At 65.2% G+C, this 15,638-nt stretch carries 16 protein-coding genes; 11 read left to right on the top strand and 5 right to left on the bottom strand.

Features of this window, described 5'->3' with window-relative positions; translation table 11 throughout:
• Positions 1-24: 24 nt before the first annotated feature.
• The 3 genes from D4Q52_RS18735 to D4Q52_RS18725 form a co-directional block, all read right to left on the bottom strand.
• Positions 25-1,305, bottom strand: coding sequence for an O-acetylhomoserine aminocarboxypropyltransferase (locus tag D4Q52_RS18735; protein WP_119858094.1), 1,281 nt, complete (start codon positions 1,303-1,305; stop codon positions 25-27).
• Between the two features lie 98 nt (positions 1,306-1,403).
• Positions 1,404-1,988, bottom strand: a complete 585-nt coding sequence (locus D4Q52_RS18730) for a CoA-binding protein (protein WP_119858093.1) — start codon at positions 1,986-1,988, stop codon at positions 1,404-1,406.
• Positions 1,989-2,101: 113 nt separating this feature from the next.
• Positions 2,102-2,929, bottom strand: a complete 828-nt coding sequence (locus tag D4Q52_RS18725) for an enoyl-CoA hydratase (RefSeq protein WP_119858092.1) — start codon at positions 2,927-2,929, stop codon at positions 2,102-2,104.
• 89 nt (positions 2,930-3,018) lie between these two features.
• On the opposite strand from D4Q52_RS18725, the gene D4Q52_RS18720 reads away from it, so the two are divergent.
• The 5 genes from D4Q52_RS18720 (at position 3,019) to D4Q52_RS18700 (ending at position 6,492) form a co-directional block, all read left to right on the top strand.
• On the top strand, positions 3,019-3,447 hold the full coding sequence (locus D4Q52_RS18720; RefSeq protein ID WP_119858091.1) for a PaaI family thioesterase: 429 nt from the start codon (positions 3,019-3,021) through the stop codon (positions 3,445-3,447).
• Between the two features lie 153 nt (positions 3,448-3,600).
• Positions 3,601-4,065: a 50S ribosomal protein L13 gene (rplM, locus tag D4Q52_RS18715; protein ID WP_054162655.1), complete on the top strand. Its 465-nt coding sequence runs from the start codon at positions 3,601-3,603 to the stop codon at positions 4,063-4,065.
• A gap of 1 nt (position 4,066) precedes the next feature.
• A complete protein-coding gene (rpsI, locus tag D4Q52_RS18710; RefSeq protein WP_119858090.1) occupies positions 4,067-4,543 on the top strand; it encodes a 30S ribosomal protein S9 in 477 nt (158 codons plus the stop codon).
• Positions 4,544-4,786: 243 nt separating this feature from the next.
• The gene (locus D4Q52_RS18705; protein WP_119858089.1) at positions 4,787-6,022 is read left to right on the top strand and encodes a GGDEF domain-containing protein; all 1,236 of its coding nucleotides are present in this window, start codon (positions 4,787-4,789) and stop codon (positions 6,020-6,022) included.
• Positions 6,023-6,189: 167 nt separating this feature from the next.
• On the top strand, positions 6,190-6,492 hold the full coding sequence (locus tag D4Q52_RS18700; protein WP_119858088.1) for an antibiotic biosynthesis monooxygenase family protein: 303 nt from the start codon (positions 6,190-6,192) through the stop codon (positions 6,490-6,492).
• Here D4Q52_RS18700 and D4Q52_RS18695 read toward each other — a convergent pair.
• A complete protein-coding gene (locus tag D4Q52_RS18695; protein WP_119858087.1) occupies positions 6,476-7,654 on the bottom strand; it encodes an AI-2E family transporter in 1,179 nt (392 codons plus the stop codon). The genes D4Q52_RS18700 and D4Q52_RS18695 overlap by 17 nt on opposite strands.
• Before the next feature lie 244 nt (positions 7,655-7,898).
• Here D4Q52_RS18695 and D4Q52_RS18690 point away from each other — a divergent pair, with 244 nt between their 5' ends.
• Entirely contained in the window at positions 7,899-8,843 is a 945-nt protein-coding gene (locus D4Q52_RS18690; protein WP_119858086.1) for a septal ring lytic transglycosylase RlpA family protein, read from the top strand.
• 199 nt (positions 8,844-9,042) lie between these two features.
• Here the strand turns inward: D4Q52_RS18690 and D4Q52_RS18680 are convergent, their stop codons facing one another.
• Positions 9,043-9,990, bottom strand: a complete 948-nt coding sequence (locus D4Q52_RS18680) for an alpha/beta fold hydrolase (RefSeq protein WP_119858084.1) — start codon at positions 9,988-9,990, stop codon at positions 9,043-9,045.
• A gap of 167 nt (positions 9,991-10,157) precedes the next feature.
• Here D4Q52_RS18680 and D4Q52_RS18675 point away from each other — a divergent pair, with 167 nt between their 5' ends.
• The 5 genes from D4Q52_RS18675 (at position 10,158) to D4Q52_RS18655 (ending at position 15,635) form a co-directional block, all read left to right on the top strand.
• Complete coding sequence (locus D4Q52_RS18675; RefSeq protein ID WP_119858083.1) at positions 10,158-11,414, top strand: D-alanyl-D-alanine carboxypeptidase family protein; 1,257 nt, start codon at positions 10,158-10,160, stop codon at positions 11,412-11,414.
• Between the two features lie 2 nt (positions 11,415-11,416).
• Positions 11,417-12,184 (top strand): dTMP kinase, encoded by a 768-nt coding sequence (gene tmk, locus D4Q52_RS18670; RefSeq protein ID WP_119858082.1) that lies wholly within the window; start codon positions 11,417-11,419, stop codon positions 12,182-12,184.
• Positions 12,181-13,221: a DNA polymerase III subunit delta' gene (locus tag D4Q52_RS18665; RefSeq protein ID WP_119858081.1), complete on the top strand. Its 1,041-nt coding sequence runs from the start codon at positions 12,181-12,183 to the stop codon at positions 13,219-13,221. The genes tmk and D4Q52_RS18665 overlap by 4 nt, the downstream gene beginning before the upstream one ends.
• A gap of 81 nt (positions 13,222-13,302) precedes the next feature.
• Positions 13,303-14,847: a methionine--tRNA ligase gene (gene metG, locus D4Q52_RS18660; protein ID WP_119858080.1), complete on the top strand. Its 1,545-nt coding sequence runs from the start codon at positions 13,303-13,305 to the stop codon at positions 14,845-14,847.
• Positions 14,847-15,635: a TatD family hydrolase gene (locus D4Q52_RS18655; protein WP_119858142.1), complete on the top strand. Its 789-nt coding sequence runs from the start codon at positions 14,847-14,849 to the stop codon at positions 15,633-15,635. The genes metG and D4Q52_RS18655 overlap by 1 nt, the downstream gene beginning before the upstream one ends.
• The last annotated feature ends 3 nt before the right edge of the window (positions 15,636-15,638 follow it).

The raw sequence follows: 15,638 nt of genomic DNA, 5'->3' as shown, positions 1-15,638 counted from the left end.
ACGACGCCTCAGTGAGCCCGGCGATCAGCCGCCGAGCGCCTCGTCGAGGTCGGCGATCAGGTCTTCCTTGTCTTCGATGCCGATCGAGACACGGACCATGTCGGGCGCGGCGCCGGCCGCCGTCTTCTGCGCGTCATCGAGCTGGCTGTGGGTGGTGGAGGCAGGATGGATGATCAGCGAGCGGGTGTCGCCGACATTGGCCAGATGCGAGAACAGCTTGACGTTGGAGACCAGATCGACGCCGGCCTGATAGCCGCCCTTGAGGCTGAAGGTGAACACCGCGCCGGCGCCTTTCGGCGCATATTTGCGGGCAAGCGCGTTGTACTTGCTCGAGGCCAACCCCGAGTAGTTCACCGCCGACACCGCCTTGTGGGTCGACAGGAATTCGGCAATCGCCTTGGCGTTCTCGCAATGCTTCTGCATCCGCAGCGGCAGCGTTTCGATGCCGGTCATCAGCAGGAAGGCGTTGAACGGCGACAGCGCCGGGCCGAGGTCGCGCAGGCCAAGCACGCGGCAGGCGATCGCGAAGGCGAAGTTGCCGAACGTCTCCTGGATCTTCAGGCCATGATATTCGGGGCGCGGCTCGCTCAGCATCGGATATTTGCCGTCCTTCGACCAGTCGAAGGTGCCGGCGTCGACGATGATGCCGCCGAGCGAATTGCCGTGACCGCCGAGAAACTTGGTCAGCGAATGCACCACGATATCGGCGCCGTGGTCGATCGGGCGGATCAGGTAGGGCGTCGCCAGCGTATTGTCGACGATCAACGGCACGTGGGCATTGCGCGCCACCTCGGCGATCGCCTCGATGTCGGTAATGCTGCCGGCCGGGTTGGCGATCGACTCGATAAAGATCGCCTTGGTCTTCGGGCTGACCGCGCGCTGGAAGCTCGGCAGATCGTCCGGATCGGCCCACACCACGTTCCAGCCAAAGCTCTTGAAGGCGTGGGTGAACTGATTGATCGACCCGCCATACAGTTTTCGCGCGGCGATGAATTCGTCGCCGGGCTGCAGCAGTTGCTGCAAGGCGACCAACTGGGCGGCGTGGCCGGATGCGGTCGCGAGCGCCGCGGTGCCGCCTTCGAGCGCGGCGACACGCTCTTCGAGCACCGAGGTCGTCGGGTTGGTGATGCGGGTGTAGATGTTGCCGAAGGCCTGCAGCCCGAACAGCGAGGCGGCGTGGTCGGCGTCGTTGAAGACGAAGGAGGTGGTCTGATAGATCGGCGTCGCCCGCGCCCCGGTGGTGGGATCAGGCTGCGCGCCCGCGTGAATCGCGAGCGTGGCAAATCCCGGGCTGCGTTCGGTCATGGTCGATCCCTCCATCGGTGGACTGCTGGCTTGCCGCTATCTGAGCGCAACCCGGCGCAAGGTCAAGCAAACTGGGCGGCCGGCAGGGCGGCCCGCGATCAACTGCCTTCGCCGCGCTCGCGGACGGCTCGATCGGACGCGGCAGTATCCGCACCGGCGACGCTGGCACGATCGAGCGACAGCCGCATGCCCTTGACGGGGGCGGGCGCGCGCTTCGAGCTCAGCGTGCGCGAGTTGACGCCCATCCACGAGATCTCGGAGGTCAGCCGGCCGTATTCGATCTTCGGGCAGCGGTTCATCACCACCTGCAAACCCGCAGCTTCCGCCAGCGCCGCGGCTTCGTCGTTGCGAACGCCGAGCTGCATCCAGATCACTTTCGGCTTCGGCGTGAGCGCCAGCGCCTCCTCGACGATCGGCAGCACATGCGCCGAGCCGCGGAAGATGTCGACCATGTCGATCGGCCGATCGATGTCGCGCAGGCTGGCCACGAACGGCTTACCGAGCAGCGATTTGCCGACCTGGCCCGGGTTGATCGGGATCATGTCATAGCCACGCTCGGCCAAATACTTGAATGCGAAGTAACTCGGTCGCACATTCTGCGGCGACGCCCCGACCATCGCGATCGTCTTCACGCCGCTCAGGATCTCGCGGATGTAGTTGTCCGGGTAGCTGTCGTGGTTCATTTCAGTCTGCCGTCATTGCGAGGAGCGAAGCGACGAAGCAATCCAGCTTCCGGTGCGTGGCCCTGGATTGCTTCGCTTCGCTCGCAATGACGGGGCAAGATCAATGACGCTGATCAGCGGTCTTTCCACTCCGGCTCGCGCTTCTCCAGAAACGCACCGATGCCTTCTTCGGCGTCTTGCGCCATCATATTCTCGGTCATCACCTGCGCGGCGTATTGATAGGCGTCGGCGAGGCTGAGCTCAGCCTGCTTGTAGAACGCTTCCTTGCCGATCTTGATGGTGTGCGACGATTTGCGGGCGATGCGCTGCGCCAGCGCGATCGCGGCGTCGCGCTCGGTGCCGTGCGGTACCACGTTGTTGACCAGGCCGATTGCGCGCGCCTCGTCGGCTCGGACGGGCTCGCCGGTCAGCAACATGTGCATCGCCTGCTTGCGCGGCACGTTGCGCGAGAGCGCGACCATCGGCGTCGAACAGAACAGCCCGATATCGACACCCGGCGTGGCGAAGCTGGCCTGCTCGGAGGCGACCGCGAGATCGCAACTCGCAACCAGCTGGCAGCCGGCGGCCGTGGCAATGCCGTGCACGGCGGCGACGACCGGCTTCGGCAACAACACGATGGCCTGCATCATCGCGCTGCACGCCGTCATGATGCGGCTGAAGCTGGCGCGGCCGCGGTCGGCATCGTTGCGGTGCGCGGTCAGTTCTTTCAGGTCGTGGCCGGCGCAGAACGCCGGGCCGTTGGCGGCGATCACCACGGCGCGGACGCCGTCGTCACGCGCGATCAGATCGAGCGCGGCCTGCAGATCGGCGATCAGTTCGAGCGACAGGCTGTTGCGCGCAGCGGGACGATTCAGGGTCAGCACCGCGACACCGCCGTCGATCGTTTCGCGCAGCAGAATGGGCGACGAGTTGGTTGTCGCGATAACCGGCAGGGCTGTCATGAAATTATCCGAAGGGAAATCCAGCGCTGGGAACGAGCGTCACCTTATTGTAACAAACCCGTCGAAGCGAGAGCAGGGGGCGGAACGACATGACACATGCGAGAATGAGCGTAGCCGAACTCGAAGAATTTCTGCAGCGCGAGTTCCCGCAGGCGTTCAGTCACGGCGACATCTCGATCGAATCAGCGGACGGTCGCACGTCTCTGTTACGGCAGCGCTATAACGACCGGATGCTGCGGCCAGGCGGAACCGTATCGGGACCGACCCTGATGGCGCTGGCGGATTTCGCCATGTACGTGGTGCTGCTGTCGGCGATCGGCCCGGTGGCGCTCGCCGTCACCACCAATCTCAACATCAATTTCCTGCGCAAGGGCCAGCCCGGCCAAGACGTGGTCGCGGTGGCGCGGCTGCTCAAGCTCGGCAAGCGGCTTGCGGTCGGTGAGGTGTCGCTGCTGTCCGGCACGTCCCCCGATCCGATCGCCCATGTCACGTCGACCTATTCCATTCCAATGGCTTGATCTTTTCAGCGGTAATATAGCACCATATTTGTAAGCGACTGACATCGCTCACCTAATTGTGGCGCCGAGGGATTGACGCCACCGCGACGCTTATTTACAAGCGCGCAAGTCCGGCGTCCGCGCCGAATTTCCCCCTGTCATGGATTTAGTCTCATGAAGACGTTTTCGGCCAAGCCCGCCGAAGTCACGAAGAAGTGGGTCATTATTGATGCCACTGGCCTCGTGGTTGGCCGGCTCGCCACGCTGGTCGCGATGCGGCTGCGCGGCAAGCACCTCCCGACCTATACGCCGCATGTCGATTGCGGCGACAATGTCATCATCATCAACGCCGCCAAGGTGGTGCTGACCGGTCGCAAGCGCGACAACAAGGTCTACTACCACCACACCGGCTTCATCGGTGGCATCAAGGAGCGCACCGCGAAGGCGATCCTCGAAGGTCGTTTCCCGGAGCGCGTCGTCGAGAAGGCGATCGAGCGCATGATCCCGCGCGGCCCGCTCGGCCGTGTCCAGATGGGCAATCTGCGCGTCTACCCGGGCGCCGAGCACCCGCACGAAGCTCAGCAGCCGGAGAAGGTCGACATCGCCGCGATGAATCGCAAGAACATGAGGGCCGCATAAGATGTCCGAAACCATGCAGTCTCTCGATCAGCTCTCGTCGCTGAAGGTGTCGGCCCCCGACGCCCCGACCTACACCAAGAAGGTCGACAAGCAGGGCCGCGCCTACGCCACTGGCAAGCGCAAGGACGCGGTCGCCCGCGTCTGGATCAAGCCGGGCGCCGGCAAGGTCACGGTCAACTCGCGTGAGGTCGAAGTGTACTTCGCCCGCCCGGTGCTGCGCATGATGATCCAGCAGCCGCTGGTCGCCGCGGCCCGTGCCGGCCAGTACGACGTGATCTGCACCGTCGCCGGCGGCGGTCTGTCCGGCCAGGCCGGTGCGGTTCGCCACGGCATCTCCAAGGCGCTCACCAATTTCGAGCCGGAGCTGCGCGGCGTGCTGAAGAAGGGCGGCTTCCTGACCCGCGACAGCCGCGTCGTCGAGCGTAAGAAGTACGGCAAGGCCAAGGCCCGCCGCTCCTTCCAGTTCTCGAAGCGCTGATCTGGCTTTATCCGATTATGCGAAAAGGGCGTCCTTCGGGGCGCCCTTTTTATTTGTGCGCTCGGCGAGTCGCGCGGCCGCTGCAATTTGCATCAGATTTGCGGAAACAACGGCATCAAAAGCAACGCGTTGCGGACACGCGATTTCAATGCGCAGCGGTGAGATTGCGGGCGATACGGGGCACCTTGACGCTGCTGTCGCGTTGATGAGTTCTCGACTGGACTGGCCTGGAAATACCGCATCATGTTGCTTGATTTCTCGACGTTGTTCCTGGTTGCGACGCTGATCTGCACGCTCCTCGGAGGAATGCTTCTCTACTTTGGACGTCAGGAGAAAATCGCCGCGCTGAATTGGTGGGGGGTCGCGTATCTGCTGGGGGCCGCAGCGGTCGCGCAATGGCAGTTTCTCAGGCTGCTGCTGCCGGACGTCGTGGTGCTGTCGCTCGCCAGCATCGGCTTCATTGCCTGCGGCATGATGTGGAATGCCGCCCGGGTGTTCCACGGGCTGAAGCCGACCTGGCCGGGTCTGGTGATCGGCGCGGTGGCTTGGCTGACCACCGTGTTCAGCCTTCCGCCAGGATCGGAATCGCTGCGCGTCGCTATCGGTGCCAGCATTGTCGCGCTGTATGCGGCGCTGACCGCCGCGCAGCTGTTTGCCGAGCGTCGCAGCACGATGAAGCGGCAATGGGCTGCCATGCTGGTGCCGCTGCTGCACGGCGCGGTGCTGATGCTGCCGATCGTGCTGGACGAGCTGCTACCGGCGCCGAACAGCGACAGCAGCAACAACATTTGGGTGCTGATCTTCGCCATCGAACTCGTGCTGTATGCCGTCGGCACGGTGTTCGTGATCTTCATGCTGGTGTCGGAACGCGCGGTGCGGGCGCACAAGACCGCTGCATCGCAGGATCCGCTGACCGGGCTGTTCAATCGCCGCGGCTTCTCGGAAGCCACCGCGCGGATGATCGAGCGCGAGGGCGCTGCAGGGCGGCCGGTCACGGTGATGATTTTCGATCTCGACCACTTCAAATCGATCAACGACCGGTTCGGGCATCCGGCCGGCGACGAAGTCATCAAGCTGTTCGCTAGTATCGTGTCGGGCTCGCTGCGAATCTCGGATCTGTGCGGCCGGATCGGCGGCGAGGAATTCGCCGCGCTGCTGCCGTGCTCCATCGATGAAGCGATGACGGCGGCGGAGCGGGTGCGCGAAGCCTTCCAGAATTGCGGCATGGAGATCGACGGCACGCCGATCGCCACCACGGTCAGCATCGGGCTGGCCGGCGGACCGCCCCATGTCGAACTCGAGGTCCTGCTCGCAGCCGCCGACACCGCGCTATATCAGGCCAAGCGCGGCGGACGTAACCGCGTGGTGGCGGCGGTCGAGGAGCCACTGTCGCTGGAGCAGGGCCGCCGCCAAGCCGCACAGCGCCCCGAACCGCGCCAGCAGATCATCGTCCGCAACGCGATCAGCGTCGGGGCGTGAGGGCAGGCAGCAAGCCTTTCCGTCATTGCGAGGAGCGCAGCGACGAAGCAATCCAGCTCCTTGCACAAAGCTGGATTGCTTCGCTTCGCTCGCAATGACGGACCCGCTTCATTTGCGGCACGCTCTGCGATAAGGCTCGTGGCCTCACACACCGCGAGGGAGCGCTCATGATCACCGAAATCGCCCAGATCGACATCAAGCCGGGCAGCGAATCCGACTTCGAAGCCGCCGTGGCCAAGGCCGGCGCCGCGTTCGGCCGCTCCAAGGGGTTTCACGGCTTCGAACTGCACCGCTCGATCGAGAAGCCGCAGCGCTACCGGCTGATGGTGAAGTGGGAGACGTTGGAGAACCACACCGTGGACTTCCGCGGCTCGGAGAACTTCACCGAATGGCGCGGGCTGGTCAGCGATTACTTCGCGGCGCCGCCCGAGGTCGAGCACACCAACACGGTGGTCACGATTCCGGGCTAGGTGCCAGCACGATCGGCGGCGTGGCGGTGACCACGTCCTGACCGGGACCTTCGGCACGGAGGTGATTGATCACCACCTTGCCGATGGCCATCAGCGGCAGCGCCATCGCCAGCCCCCACAGGCCGAAGATGATGCCGAGCAGGATCTGCATCGCGAACAGTGTCGCGGGCGGGATGTCGATTGCCTGGCGCTGGATCAGCGGCGTCAGGATGTAGCTCTCCAGCGCGTGCACGCCGAGAAACAGCACGATGGCGCTGACCACGGCAAACCAGCCAGAGGCAATCGCCGCCAGTACGATGATCAGCCCACCGAGGATGGCGCCGACCGTCGGGATGAAGGCGAGCAGCCCGGCCTGGATGCCGAGGATGAAGGCACCGGGAATTCCGATCAATGTGAGCCCGGTCGCCGTCACCGCAAACACCGCCGTCATGGTGATCAGCTGCGCCAGCAGCCAGCGCTTCAGCATGTCGCCGGTATCGGTAACGATGGCGCTGGCCTGCGAGCGGTAGCGCAGCGGCGCGACCCGTTCGAGGCCGCGGCGATAGACGTCCGGCTGCGCCGCGAAGGCGAGACCGAGAAACAGCACGATGAAGAAGTTGCCGACCGCCCCGATGGTGCCGAGGATCAGTTTCAGCGTCTGGCTGACGATCGCGCCGCCGCCGGACGCGATCTCTCCGGCGCTCGGCAAATTACGCGGCTGCGGCGCTGGCTGCGGCTCGGCGGCGGTGCTGCCGGCACTGGCGGTGTTGGCGGCGTTGGTGACCGCACTAAGCTCCATGAAGCTGGTATCGACGCCTTGGCGCTCGAGGAAGTTTTTGACGTTGACGATCTGAGTCTTGATCGTGCCGGACAGCGCCGTCGCCTGCTGAGCGATGGTGCTGCCACCGAGCGCCGCAATGCCGACGAACACCGCCGCCAGCAGGATACACACCAGCGTCAGCCGTGCACCGTGCGGGCCTCCGACGACCTTTCCGAGCAGATCGGTCAGCGCGTTCAGAAAGACGCCGAACAGAATGCCGGCAAAGATCAGAAACAGCGTGCCGGCAAAATGCCACGACGCGTAGAGCAGGGCGCCGAACGCCACCGTACTGATGCCGCCGACGGCGATCGCCCATGCGAGGTCATTGCGGTTCTGCACGCGATCGAAAACGGGGATGGTCACGGACGATTCCTCTGACACGGTCAGCCGAGCATTCCGTCAAATGACGTGCGACGCAAGCGGAGCGGTGAACTCCGCCGCGCTGCCGACCAGAGCATCCGTTAACCATGAAGCGCGTCTCCCCATTTTCGCCTTGATCGCTCTGCGATATGGTCACGCTTCGCTGCCGTTGTGGGGTGGTGGCGATATCATGGCTCGCGCAGGTCCGAAACGGGCGGCTGACCATGATCATGATATTTGGGGATCTATGGGGATTCGCGAGCGAGAATCGTTGGGCCGCGCCGCACGTGTGGTGGCTGCGGCGGGGGCGTGCCTGGCTCTTGCCAATTGCGCCCAGAACGGCACGTTCAGCCGCGTCGATCCGAAATACGGGGTTTCCTCCAGCCCTCGCGTTGTCGGCCCCGGCGAGCCGGTGCCAAAAGGTGGCGGCACCTATCGAGTCGGAAAGCCCTATACGGTCGCTGGCCGTGTCTATGTCCCCCAGGAAGACCCCAGCTACCGCGCCGAAGGTTTGGCGTCCTGGTATGGCAACGACTTCCATGGCCGGCTGACGGCCAATGGCGAAGTGTTCGATATGGCCTCGCTATCGGCCGCGCATCCAACCTTGCCGATCCCGTCTTACGCGCGCGTCACCAATCTGAGCAATGGCCGGTCGTTGGTCGTCCGTATCAACGACCGCGGTCCGTACCATGGCAATCGGCTCATCGACGTTTCGAACAAGGCCGCCGAACTACTTGAATTCAAACATAAAGGCACGGCGCGCGTGCGGGTCGAATATGTCGGCCGCGCACCACTCGAAGGCTCCGACGACCGTCAATTGCTGGCGACGCTCCGGATGAACGAGCCGGCGCCTGCGCCATCGTCGGTGCGGATCGCTTCGGCCCGCGCCTTTGTACCTGACATGCAGGGCGGCGGCATCGCCAGCCGTGCGATCCGCGGCGACGTGCCGATGCCGGAGGGGCGCCCGTATTCCCTCGGCAACACCGCGGTCGACGTCGCCTCGGTCAGCGCCACCTCGGAAATTTCTGCCTCGCGCGCGCGCAGCAGCGGTCGACCGCTCGCCCGCAACATGCGCGCCGTGTCCTACGACCAGGACGGCAACTACGCGTCGGCCGAGCCAGCCCCCGTCGAAAGCGCCCCACGCGCCAAGGACGAGATCGGCAGCCTGCTGTCGGCCCGCGGCTTGTACTAAGCCTCGTCGACGACTCCGGTCGCGTCCGAGGCAACTCCTTAGACATTGTAGATCATTGCAGTTTTCGTCATGGCCGGGCTCGTCCCGGCCATCCACGCCTTTTCTTGCGTAGGCCGCAAGGCGTGGATGCCCGGGACGAGCCCGGGCATGACGGGGAGAGGATTGTGCTTCGTCGCGTCAGCCGCGTGTCGGAGAGCGCTCAGCTCACCTGCTCCAAGAATTCGATCAGCGCCGCGTTCACCTCGGCGGGCTTCTCCTGCTGGATCCAATGGCCGGCTCCGGGGATGATCAGCTTGTTCTTGAGATTGGGCAGTACCTTCTCCATCGCGGCGACGTGCTTGCCGTTCATCTTGTCGGAGATCACCGGGTCGGTGGCGCCGGCGATGAACAGCGCTGGCTGAAGAATCTGCGCGCCTTGCCAGGGCGCGGTGAGATCCCAGTTTCGATCGATATTGCGATACCAGTTCAGCCCGCCGCGGAAGCCGCTCTTCTTATATTGTTCAATGAAGTAGGCCAGCTCGGTCTCGTTCAGCCAAGGGGGCAGGGGCAGCGTCGCCGCGGAGCGGCCGATGAAGCCGCGGCCTTCCGGGACGAACAGCGACCGCGCCGGATCGGCAAACCCACCGCACAGCATACCGCGAATCGTCGCCGCCACATCGCGCTCGAACTCCGCCTCGGCGACGCCCGGCTTCTGAAAATACTGCCAATAGAAGTTCGAGATGCCGGCGGCCTGCAGCAGATCGAGCGGCCGGCCCTTTCCGCGCCATGGCGGCGGTACGCTGAGGCCGGCGACCGCGGTGAACAGATCGGGCCGGAACTGCGCCGCGTGCCAGGCGACCGGCGCGCCCCAATCGTGCCCGATAATGATGGCCTTGGTTTCGTTCATGGCGGCGACCAGCGCGACCATGTCGCCGACCAGATCGAAGATGCTGTAGGCCTCGATCGGCTGCGGCGCGCTGGAACGGCCGAAGCCGCGCATGTCGGGGGCGACGACGCGGAAGCCTGCTTCCGCGATCGCACCGATCTGGTGGCGCCACGAATACGACAGCTCCGGCCAGCCATGGCACAGCAGCACCAGCGGACCTTCGCCGCGCTCGCGCACGAACAGTTCGATGCCGTTGACCGCGACGGTCTTGGTCAATTCCATGTCGTTCCCGCCCTGAATTGATTGGAGTTTATCTGGAAGCGCAGCGGCGCTCACGATAGGATCGATGCTGCGTCACCACAAACGAAAACGGCCCGCGACATGCTGTCCGAACCTGCCGTGGCAACGCCCGCACCCTGGTCCGAAGCGCCACTTCCGGAAGTTGCTCGATGGCTTTGCTGACGTCGCCGATTCGTTTTCGCTCGCGCCCCGCCGCGCCGTGGCGCGCGCTGCTGGCCGGCGTGCTGGCGATGGCGATCGGCACCGGCCCGGTGCTGGCAGCCAATCAAAGCGTGCAGGGCGCCAAGAAGGAAGAGGTTGTCGGCGGCTACGACACCGACGTGCCGAGCGCGATCCTGCTCGACGCCGAGAGCGGCAGCGTGCTGTTCGAAAAGAACGCCGACGAGCTGAGGCCGCCGTCCAGCATGATGAAGCTGATGACGGTCGAGCTGGTGTTCAACCTGTTGACCAAGGGCGAGATCAAACTCAGCGACGAATACAAGATCAGCGAATATGCCTGGCGGCGCGGCGGCGCCCCTGCCGGCAACTCGACGATGTTCGCCGAGATCCACAGCAGGGTCGCGGTCGAGGATCTCCTGAAGGGCGCCATCATCCAGAGCGGCAATGACAGCTGTATCGCGCTTGCCGAAGGCATCGCCGGCACCGAGCAGGCTTTCGTCGAACGGATGAACAAGCGGGCGCGCGAGATCGGCCTGACGCAGTCGACTTTCGCCAACTCCAACGGCCTGCCGGACCCGGCCAACAGGATGACCGTGCGCGAGCTCGGCCGGCTCGCGCGCCACATTATTCTGACCTACCCGGACTACTACAAGCTGTTCGGCGAAAAGGAATTCACCTGGAACAAGATCCGCCAGACCAACCGCAATCCTCTGCTCAATCTGATGCCCGGCGCTGACGGCCTGAAGACCGGCTATACCAAGGACGGCGGCTATGGCCTGGTCGGCTCCGCGGTGCAGAGCGGTATGCGGCTGATCGTGGTGGTCAACGGTGTCGACGACATCGACGATCGCGCCACTGAAGCCAAGAAGCTGCTGGAATGGGGTTTTCGCAACTTCGAATCGCGCCCGCTGTTCGCCTCCGACGCGACTGTCGGCTATGCGCGCGTCTTCGGCGGCGAGAAGCGCTACGTGCCGCTGACGCCGGCCGAGCCGGTGCGGGTGATGGTGCGCAAGAACGGCAGCGACAAGCTGATCGCCCGGGTCGTTTATACCGGCCCGGTGGCCGCGCCGGTCGAAGCGGGCCGCCGGATCGGCGTGGTGCGGGTGTGGCGCGGTCAGGCGCTGGCGGTGGAGATTCCGCTGCAGGCCGCCGAGGCCAACCCGGTCGGCTCGACGATGCGGCGCGCGATGGATGGCGCCAGCGAGCTGGTCATCGGAGTGTTTCGCGCCGGCATAGCGAAGCTCTGAGAATGGTGGAACAAACCTTTAGAACCGCCTCGACTCGCGGCCGCTTTATTACATTCGAAGGCGGCGAGGGCGCCGGCAAATCGACCCAGATCAGGCTGCTGGCGGAACGGCTGCAGAAGGCCGGGCTCGAAACGCTGGTGACGCGTGAGCCGGGCGGCTCGCCCGGCGCGGAGATCATCCGGCACTTGCTGCTGGCCGGCATCGGCAGGCTGATCGGCGGGTCGGAGGCCGAAGCACTGCTGTTCGCCGCGGCGCGCGACGATCACGTCCGCACGCTGATCGAGCCGGCGCTGGCGAGCGGCGTCTGGGTGCTGTGCGACCGCTTCTACGACTCCACGCGCGTGTACCAAGGCAAACTCGGCGACGTCAGCCCGTCGCTGCTCAACGCGCTGCAGGACGTCACCATCGGCGCGATGAAGCCAGACCTTACTGTGATCCTCGATATTCCGGTCGAGATCGGGCTGCAGCGTGCCGCTGTCCGCCGCGGCACCGCGGCGCCGGACCGGTTCGAGGGCGAGAATGCCGATTTCCATCGCCGGCTACGCGACGCCTATCGGCAGATCGCGACCGCCGAGCCGGAGCGATGCGTGCTGGTCGATGCGCAAGGCGAACCGAAGGTGGTCGCCGATCGGATCTGGCTGGCCGTGCAAGAGCGGCTGCTTGGCTGGCCGCAGGCAACACCGAATGACGCTGCGAAGGCGAAGTCCACTCCGAATAGGGCCAAGACCAAAGCCAAAGCCAAAGTTAAAACCAAGGTGCGGCCGGTATGAGTGCTCGCAAGGTCGCCACTGACATCGTCGCCCGCCCGCCGCGCGAGACCACGGCGTTGTTCGGCCATACCGCCGCCGAGCAGGCGCTGCTCGACGCCTATCGCAGTGGCCGCATCGCCCATGCCTGGCTGCTCGGCGGCGCTCAGGGCATCGGCAAGGCAACGCTGGCCTATCGGATGGCGCGCTTCGTGCTCGCGCATCGCGATCCACAGGACGACGCGGTGCAGGGCGCGGCCACGCTTGGTCTTGACCCCGAGCATCCGATCGTCCGTCTCGTTGCAGCCGAGGCGCATGGCGGACTGCTGACGCTGGAGCGCTCGCTCAACGACAAGGGCGTGCTGCGCAACGTCATCACGGTCGACGAGTCGCGCGAGACCATTGGCTTCTTCGGCTCGACCGCGGCAGTGGAAGGCTGGCGCGTCTGCATCGTCGATACCGTCGACGACCTCAACGCCTCCTCGGCCAACGCGCTCTTGAAGGTGATCGAGGAGCCGCCGCAGCGCTCGCTGTTTCTGTTGATCAGCAATTCGCCGGCGCGGGTGCTGCCGACCATCCTGTCGCGCTGTCGCAAACTGATGCTGCGGCCGCTGGCGACCGACGACGTGATCAGCGCCGCGGTCGCTGCGACCGACCTCGAGGCGGACGATCCCAAACTCGCCGACGCCGCAGCCGCATCCGAAGGCAGCGTGTCACGCGCGCTGGCGCTGCTTGGCGGCGACGCGCTGACGCTGCACCAGAAAACCACAGCGCTGCTCGACAGCCTGCCGAACGTCGATCCGCGCGCGCTGCATGCGCTCGGCGAGGCGATCGGCGGCACCGACCGCGCCACGCTGCAGGCCTTCGTCGACAGCGTCGACCGCTGGGTCGCCGGCCGGCTGCGCACACCCGACGCCAACGCGGAACTGCCGCGCCTTGCACGGCTGGCGGAGGTGTGGGAAAAGATCGGCCGCGCCGCGCGCGACACCGAAGCCTATAATCTCGAGCGCAAGCCGCTGGTTTTCTCGGTGTTCGGGCAGCTCGCGGAGGCGGTGCGCTGACGCCGTTTCGGCCGCGATTTGCCGGCTGATGGTCTTCGCCGCCGCTTTCAAACGATCGATCATTGAAAGGCGTCCGCGCACATGGCGCAGCGAAAGTCATTCTACATCACCACGGCGATCTCGTATCCGAACGGCGCGCCGCATATCGGCCACGCCTACGAGGCAATCGCGACCGACGCGCTGGCGCGTTTCCAGCGGCTCGACGGCAAGGACGTGTTCTTCCTGACCGGTACCGACGAGCACGGCCTGAAGATGATCCAGACCGCGCAGCGCGAGGGCCTGACGCCGGCCGAGCTCGCCGCCCGCAACGCCGGCCGCTTCCGCGACATGGACGACCGCTTCGGCATCTCCTACGACCGCTTCATCCGTACCTCGGAAGAGGCCCATCACCGCTCGGTCCAGGAGATCTGGAAGCGGATGGAGAAGAACGGCGACATCTATCTCGACAGTTACGCGGGCTGGTACTCGGTCCGCGACGAGGCCTATTACGCCGAGGACGAGACCGTCGTCGGCGACGATCAGGTGCGCCGCGGCCCGCAGGGCACGCCGGTCGAATGGGTCGAGGAGAAGAGCTACTTCTTCAAGCTGTCGGCCTATCAGGACAAACTTCTGAAGCTGTACGAAGATCAGCCGGATTTCATCGGCCCCGACGCACGCCGCAACGAGGTGATCAGCTTCGTCAAGGGCGGCCTTAAGGATCTGTCGGTATCGCGCACCACCTTCGACTGGGGCGTCAAGGTGCCGAACGATCCCGAGCACGTGATGTATGTCTGGGTCGACGCGCTGACCAACTACATCACCGGCGTCGGTTTCCCGGACGAAGCCGACAAGAACTGGCACTACTGGCCGGCCGACGTCCACGTCATCGGCAAGGACATCATCCGTTTCCACGCGGTGTACTGGCCGGCGTTCCTGATGTCGGCGGGCATCCCGATCCAGAAGCGCGTCTACGCCCACGGCTTTCTGTTCAACAAGGGCGAGAAGATGTCGAAGTCGGTCGGCAACATCGTCGACCCGTTCAACCTCGCCGACCAGTACGGCGTCGATCAGGTGCGTTATTTCTTCCTGCGCGAGGTGCCGTTCGGCTCCGACGGCAGCTACAATCACGAGGCGATCGTCAACCGCATCAACGCCGACCTCGCGAACGACCTCGGCAATCTGGCGCAGCGCTCGCTGACCATGGTGGCCAAGCAGTGCGACGCCCAGGTGCCGCCGCATGGCGAATTCAGCGAAGCCGACAAGGCGATGCTGGCGATGGCCGACGGCATGGTCGATCAGGCGCGCAGCGCGATGGCGACGCAGCAGATCCATCAGGCGCTGAACGCGGTGTGGGCGGTGGTGGCCGAGGCGAACCGCTACTTCGCCGGCGAGGCGCCGTGGGCGCTCGCCAAGACCGATCCGGCGCGGCAGAAGACGGTGCTCTACGTCACCGCCGAGGTGCTGCGGCAGATCGCGATTTTGGCGCAGCCGGCAATCCCGACCGCAGCGGCGAAGCTGCTCGACATCCTCGGCATCGCTGCGGATGCGCGCGACTTTGCTGCGCTTCCGACGCGGATCGTGCCGGGCACGCCGCTGCCCGCGCCGGCGCCGATCTTCCCGCGCTATGTCGAGCCGGCGACCGCATGATGCTGGTCGACAGCCATTGCCATCTCGACTTCCCCGACTTTGCCGACGATCTCGCCGGCATTGTCGCCCGCGCCGAGGCCAGCGCTGTCGGGCGGATGGTGACGATTTCGACGCGGGTCAGGAAGCTCCCTGATCTGCTGGCGATCGCCGAGCGATTCCCCAACGTGTACTGCTCGGTCGGCACCCATCCGCATCACGCCGACGAGGAAGACGGCATCACGACGGACGAACTGGTGAAGCTGGCGCAGCATCCGAAAGTGGTGGCGTTCGGTGAGGCCGGGCTCGATTATTTCTACGAGCACGGCTCGCGCGACGCGCAGGAGCGGGGCTTTCGCGCCCACATCGCGGCGGCGCGCGAGACCGGCCTGCCGCTGGTGATCCACACCCGCGAGGCGGACGAGGATTGCGGCCGCATCCTCGAGGACGAGATGGGGAGGGGAGCTTTTCGCGCGGTGTTGCATTGCTACACCGGAGGCCGCGAGCTCGCCATGAAAGCCATCGATCTCGGACTGCTGATCTCGTTCACCGGCATCGTGACGTTCAAGAAATCGCAAAGCCTGCGCGACCTCGCCGCCGAGCTGCCGGCCGATCGCATCATGGTCGAGACCGACGCGCCGTATCTGGCGCCGGGCAAATATCGCGGCAAGCGCAACGAGCCGTCCTACGTGGTCGAGACCGCCAAGGTGCTGGCGGAGACGCGCGGCGTGACGCTCGACGAACTCGCGCAGCAGACCACCGAGAACTTCTTCCGCCTGTTCGGCAAGGTGCCGGCGCCCGCCGCTGCCTGATTC

Origin of the sequence: Rhodopseudomonas palustris (assembly GCF_003591005.1) — a bacterium.
In the GTDB taxonomy this organism is placed as follows: Bacteria; Pseudomonadota; Alphaproteobacteria; order Rhizobiales; family Xanthobacteraceae; genus Rhodopseudomonas; species Rhodopseudomonas palustris_K.
The sequence above is the reverse complement of the archived record's forward strand: the minus strand, read 5'-3'. Positions and strand labels throughout refer to the sequence as shown.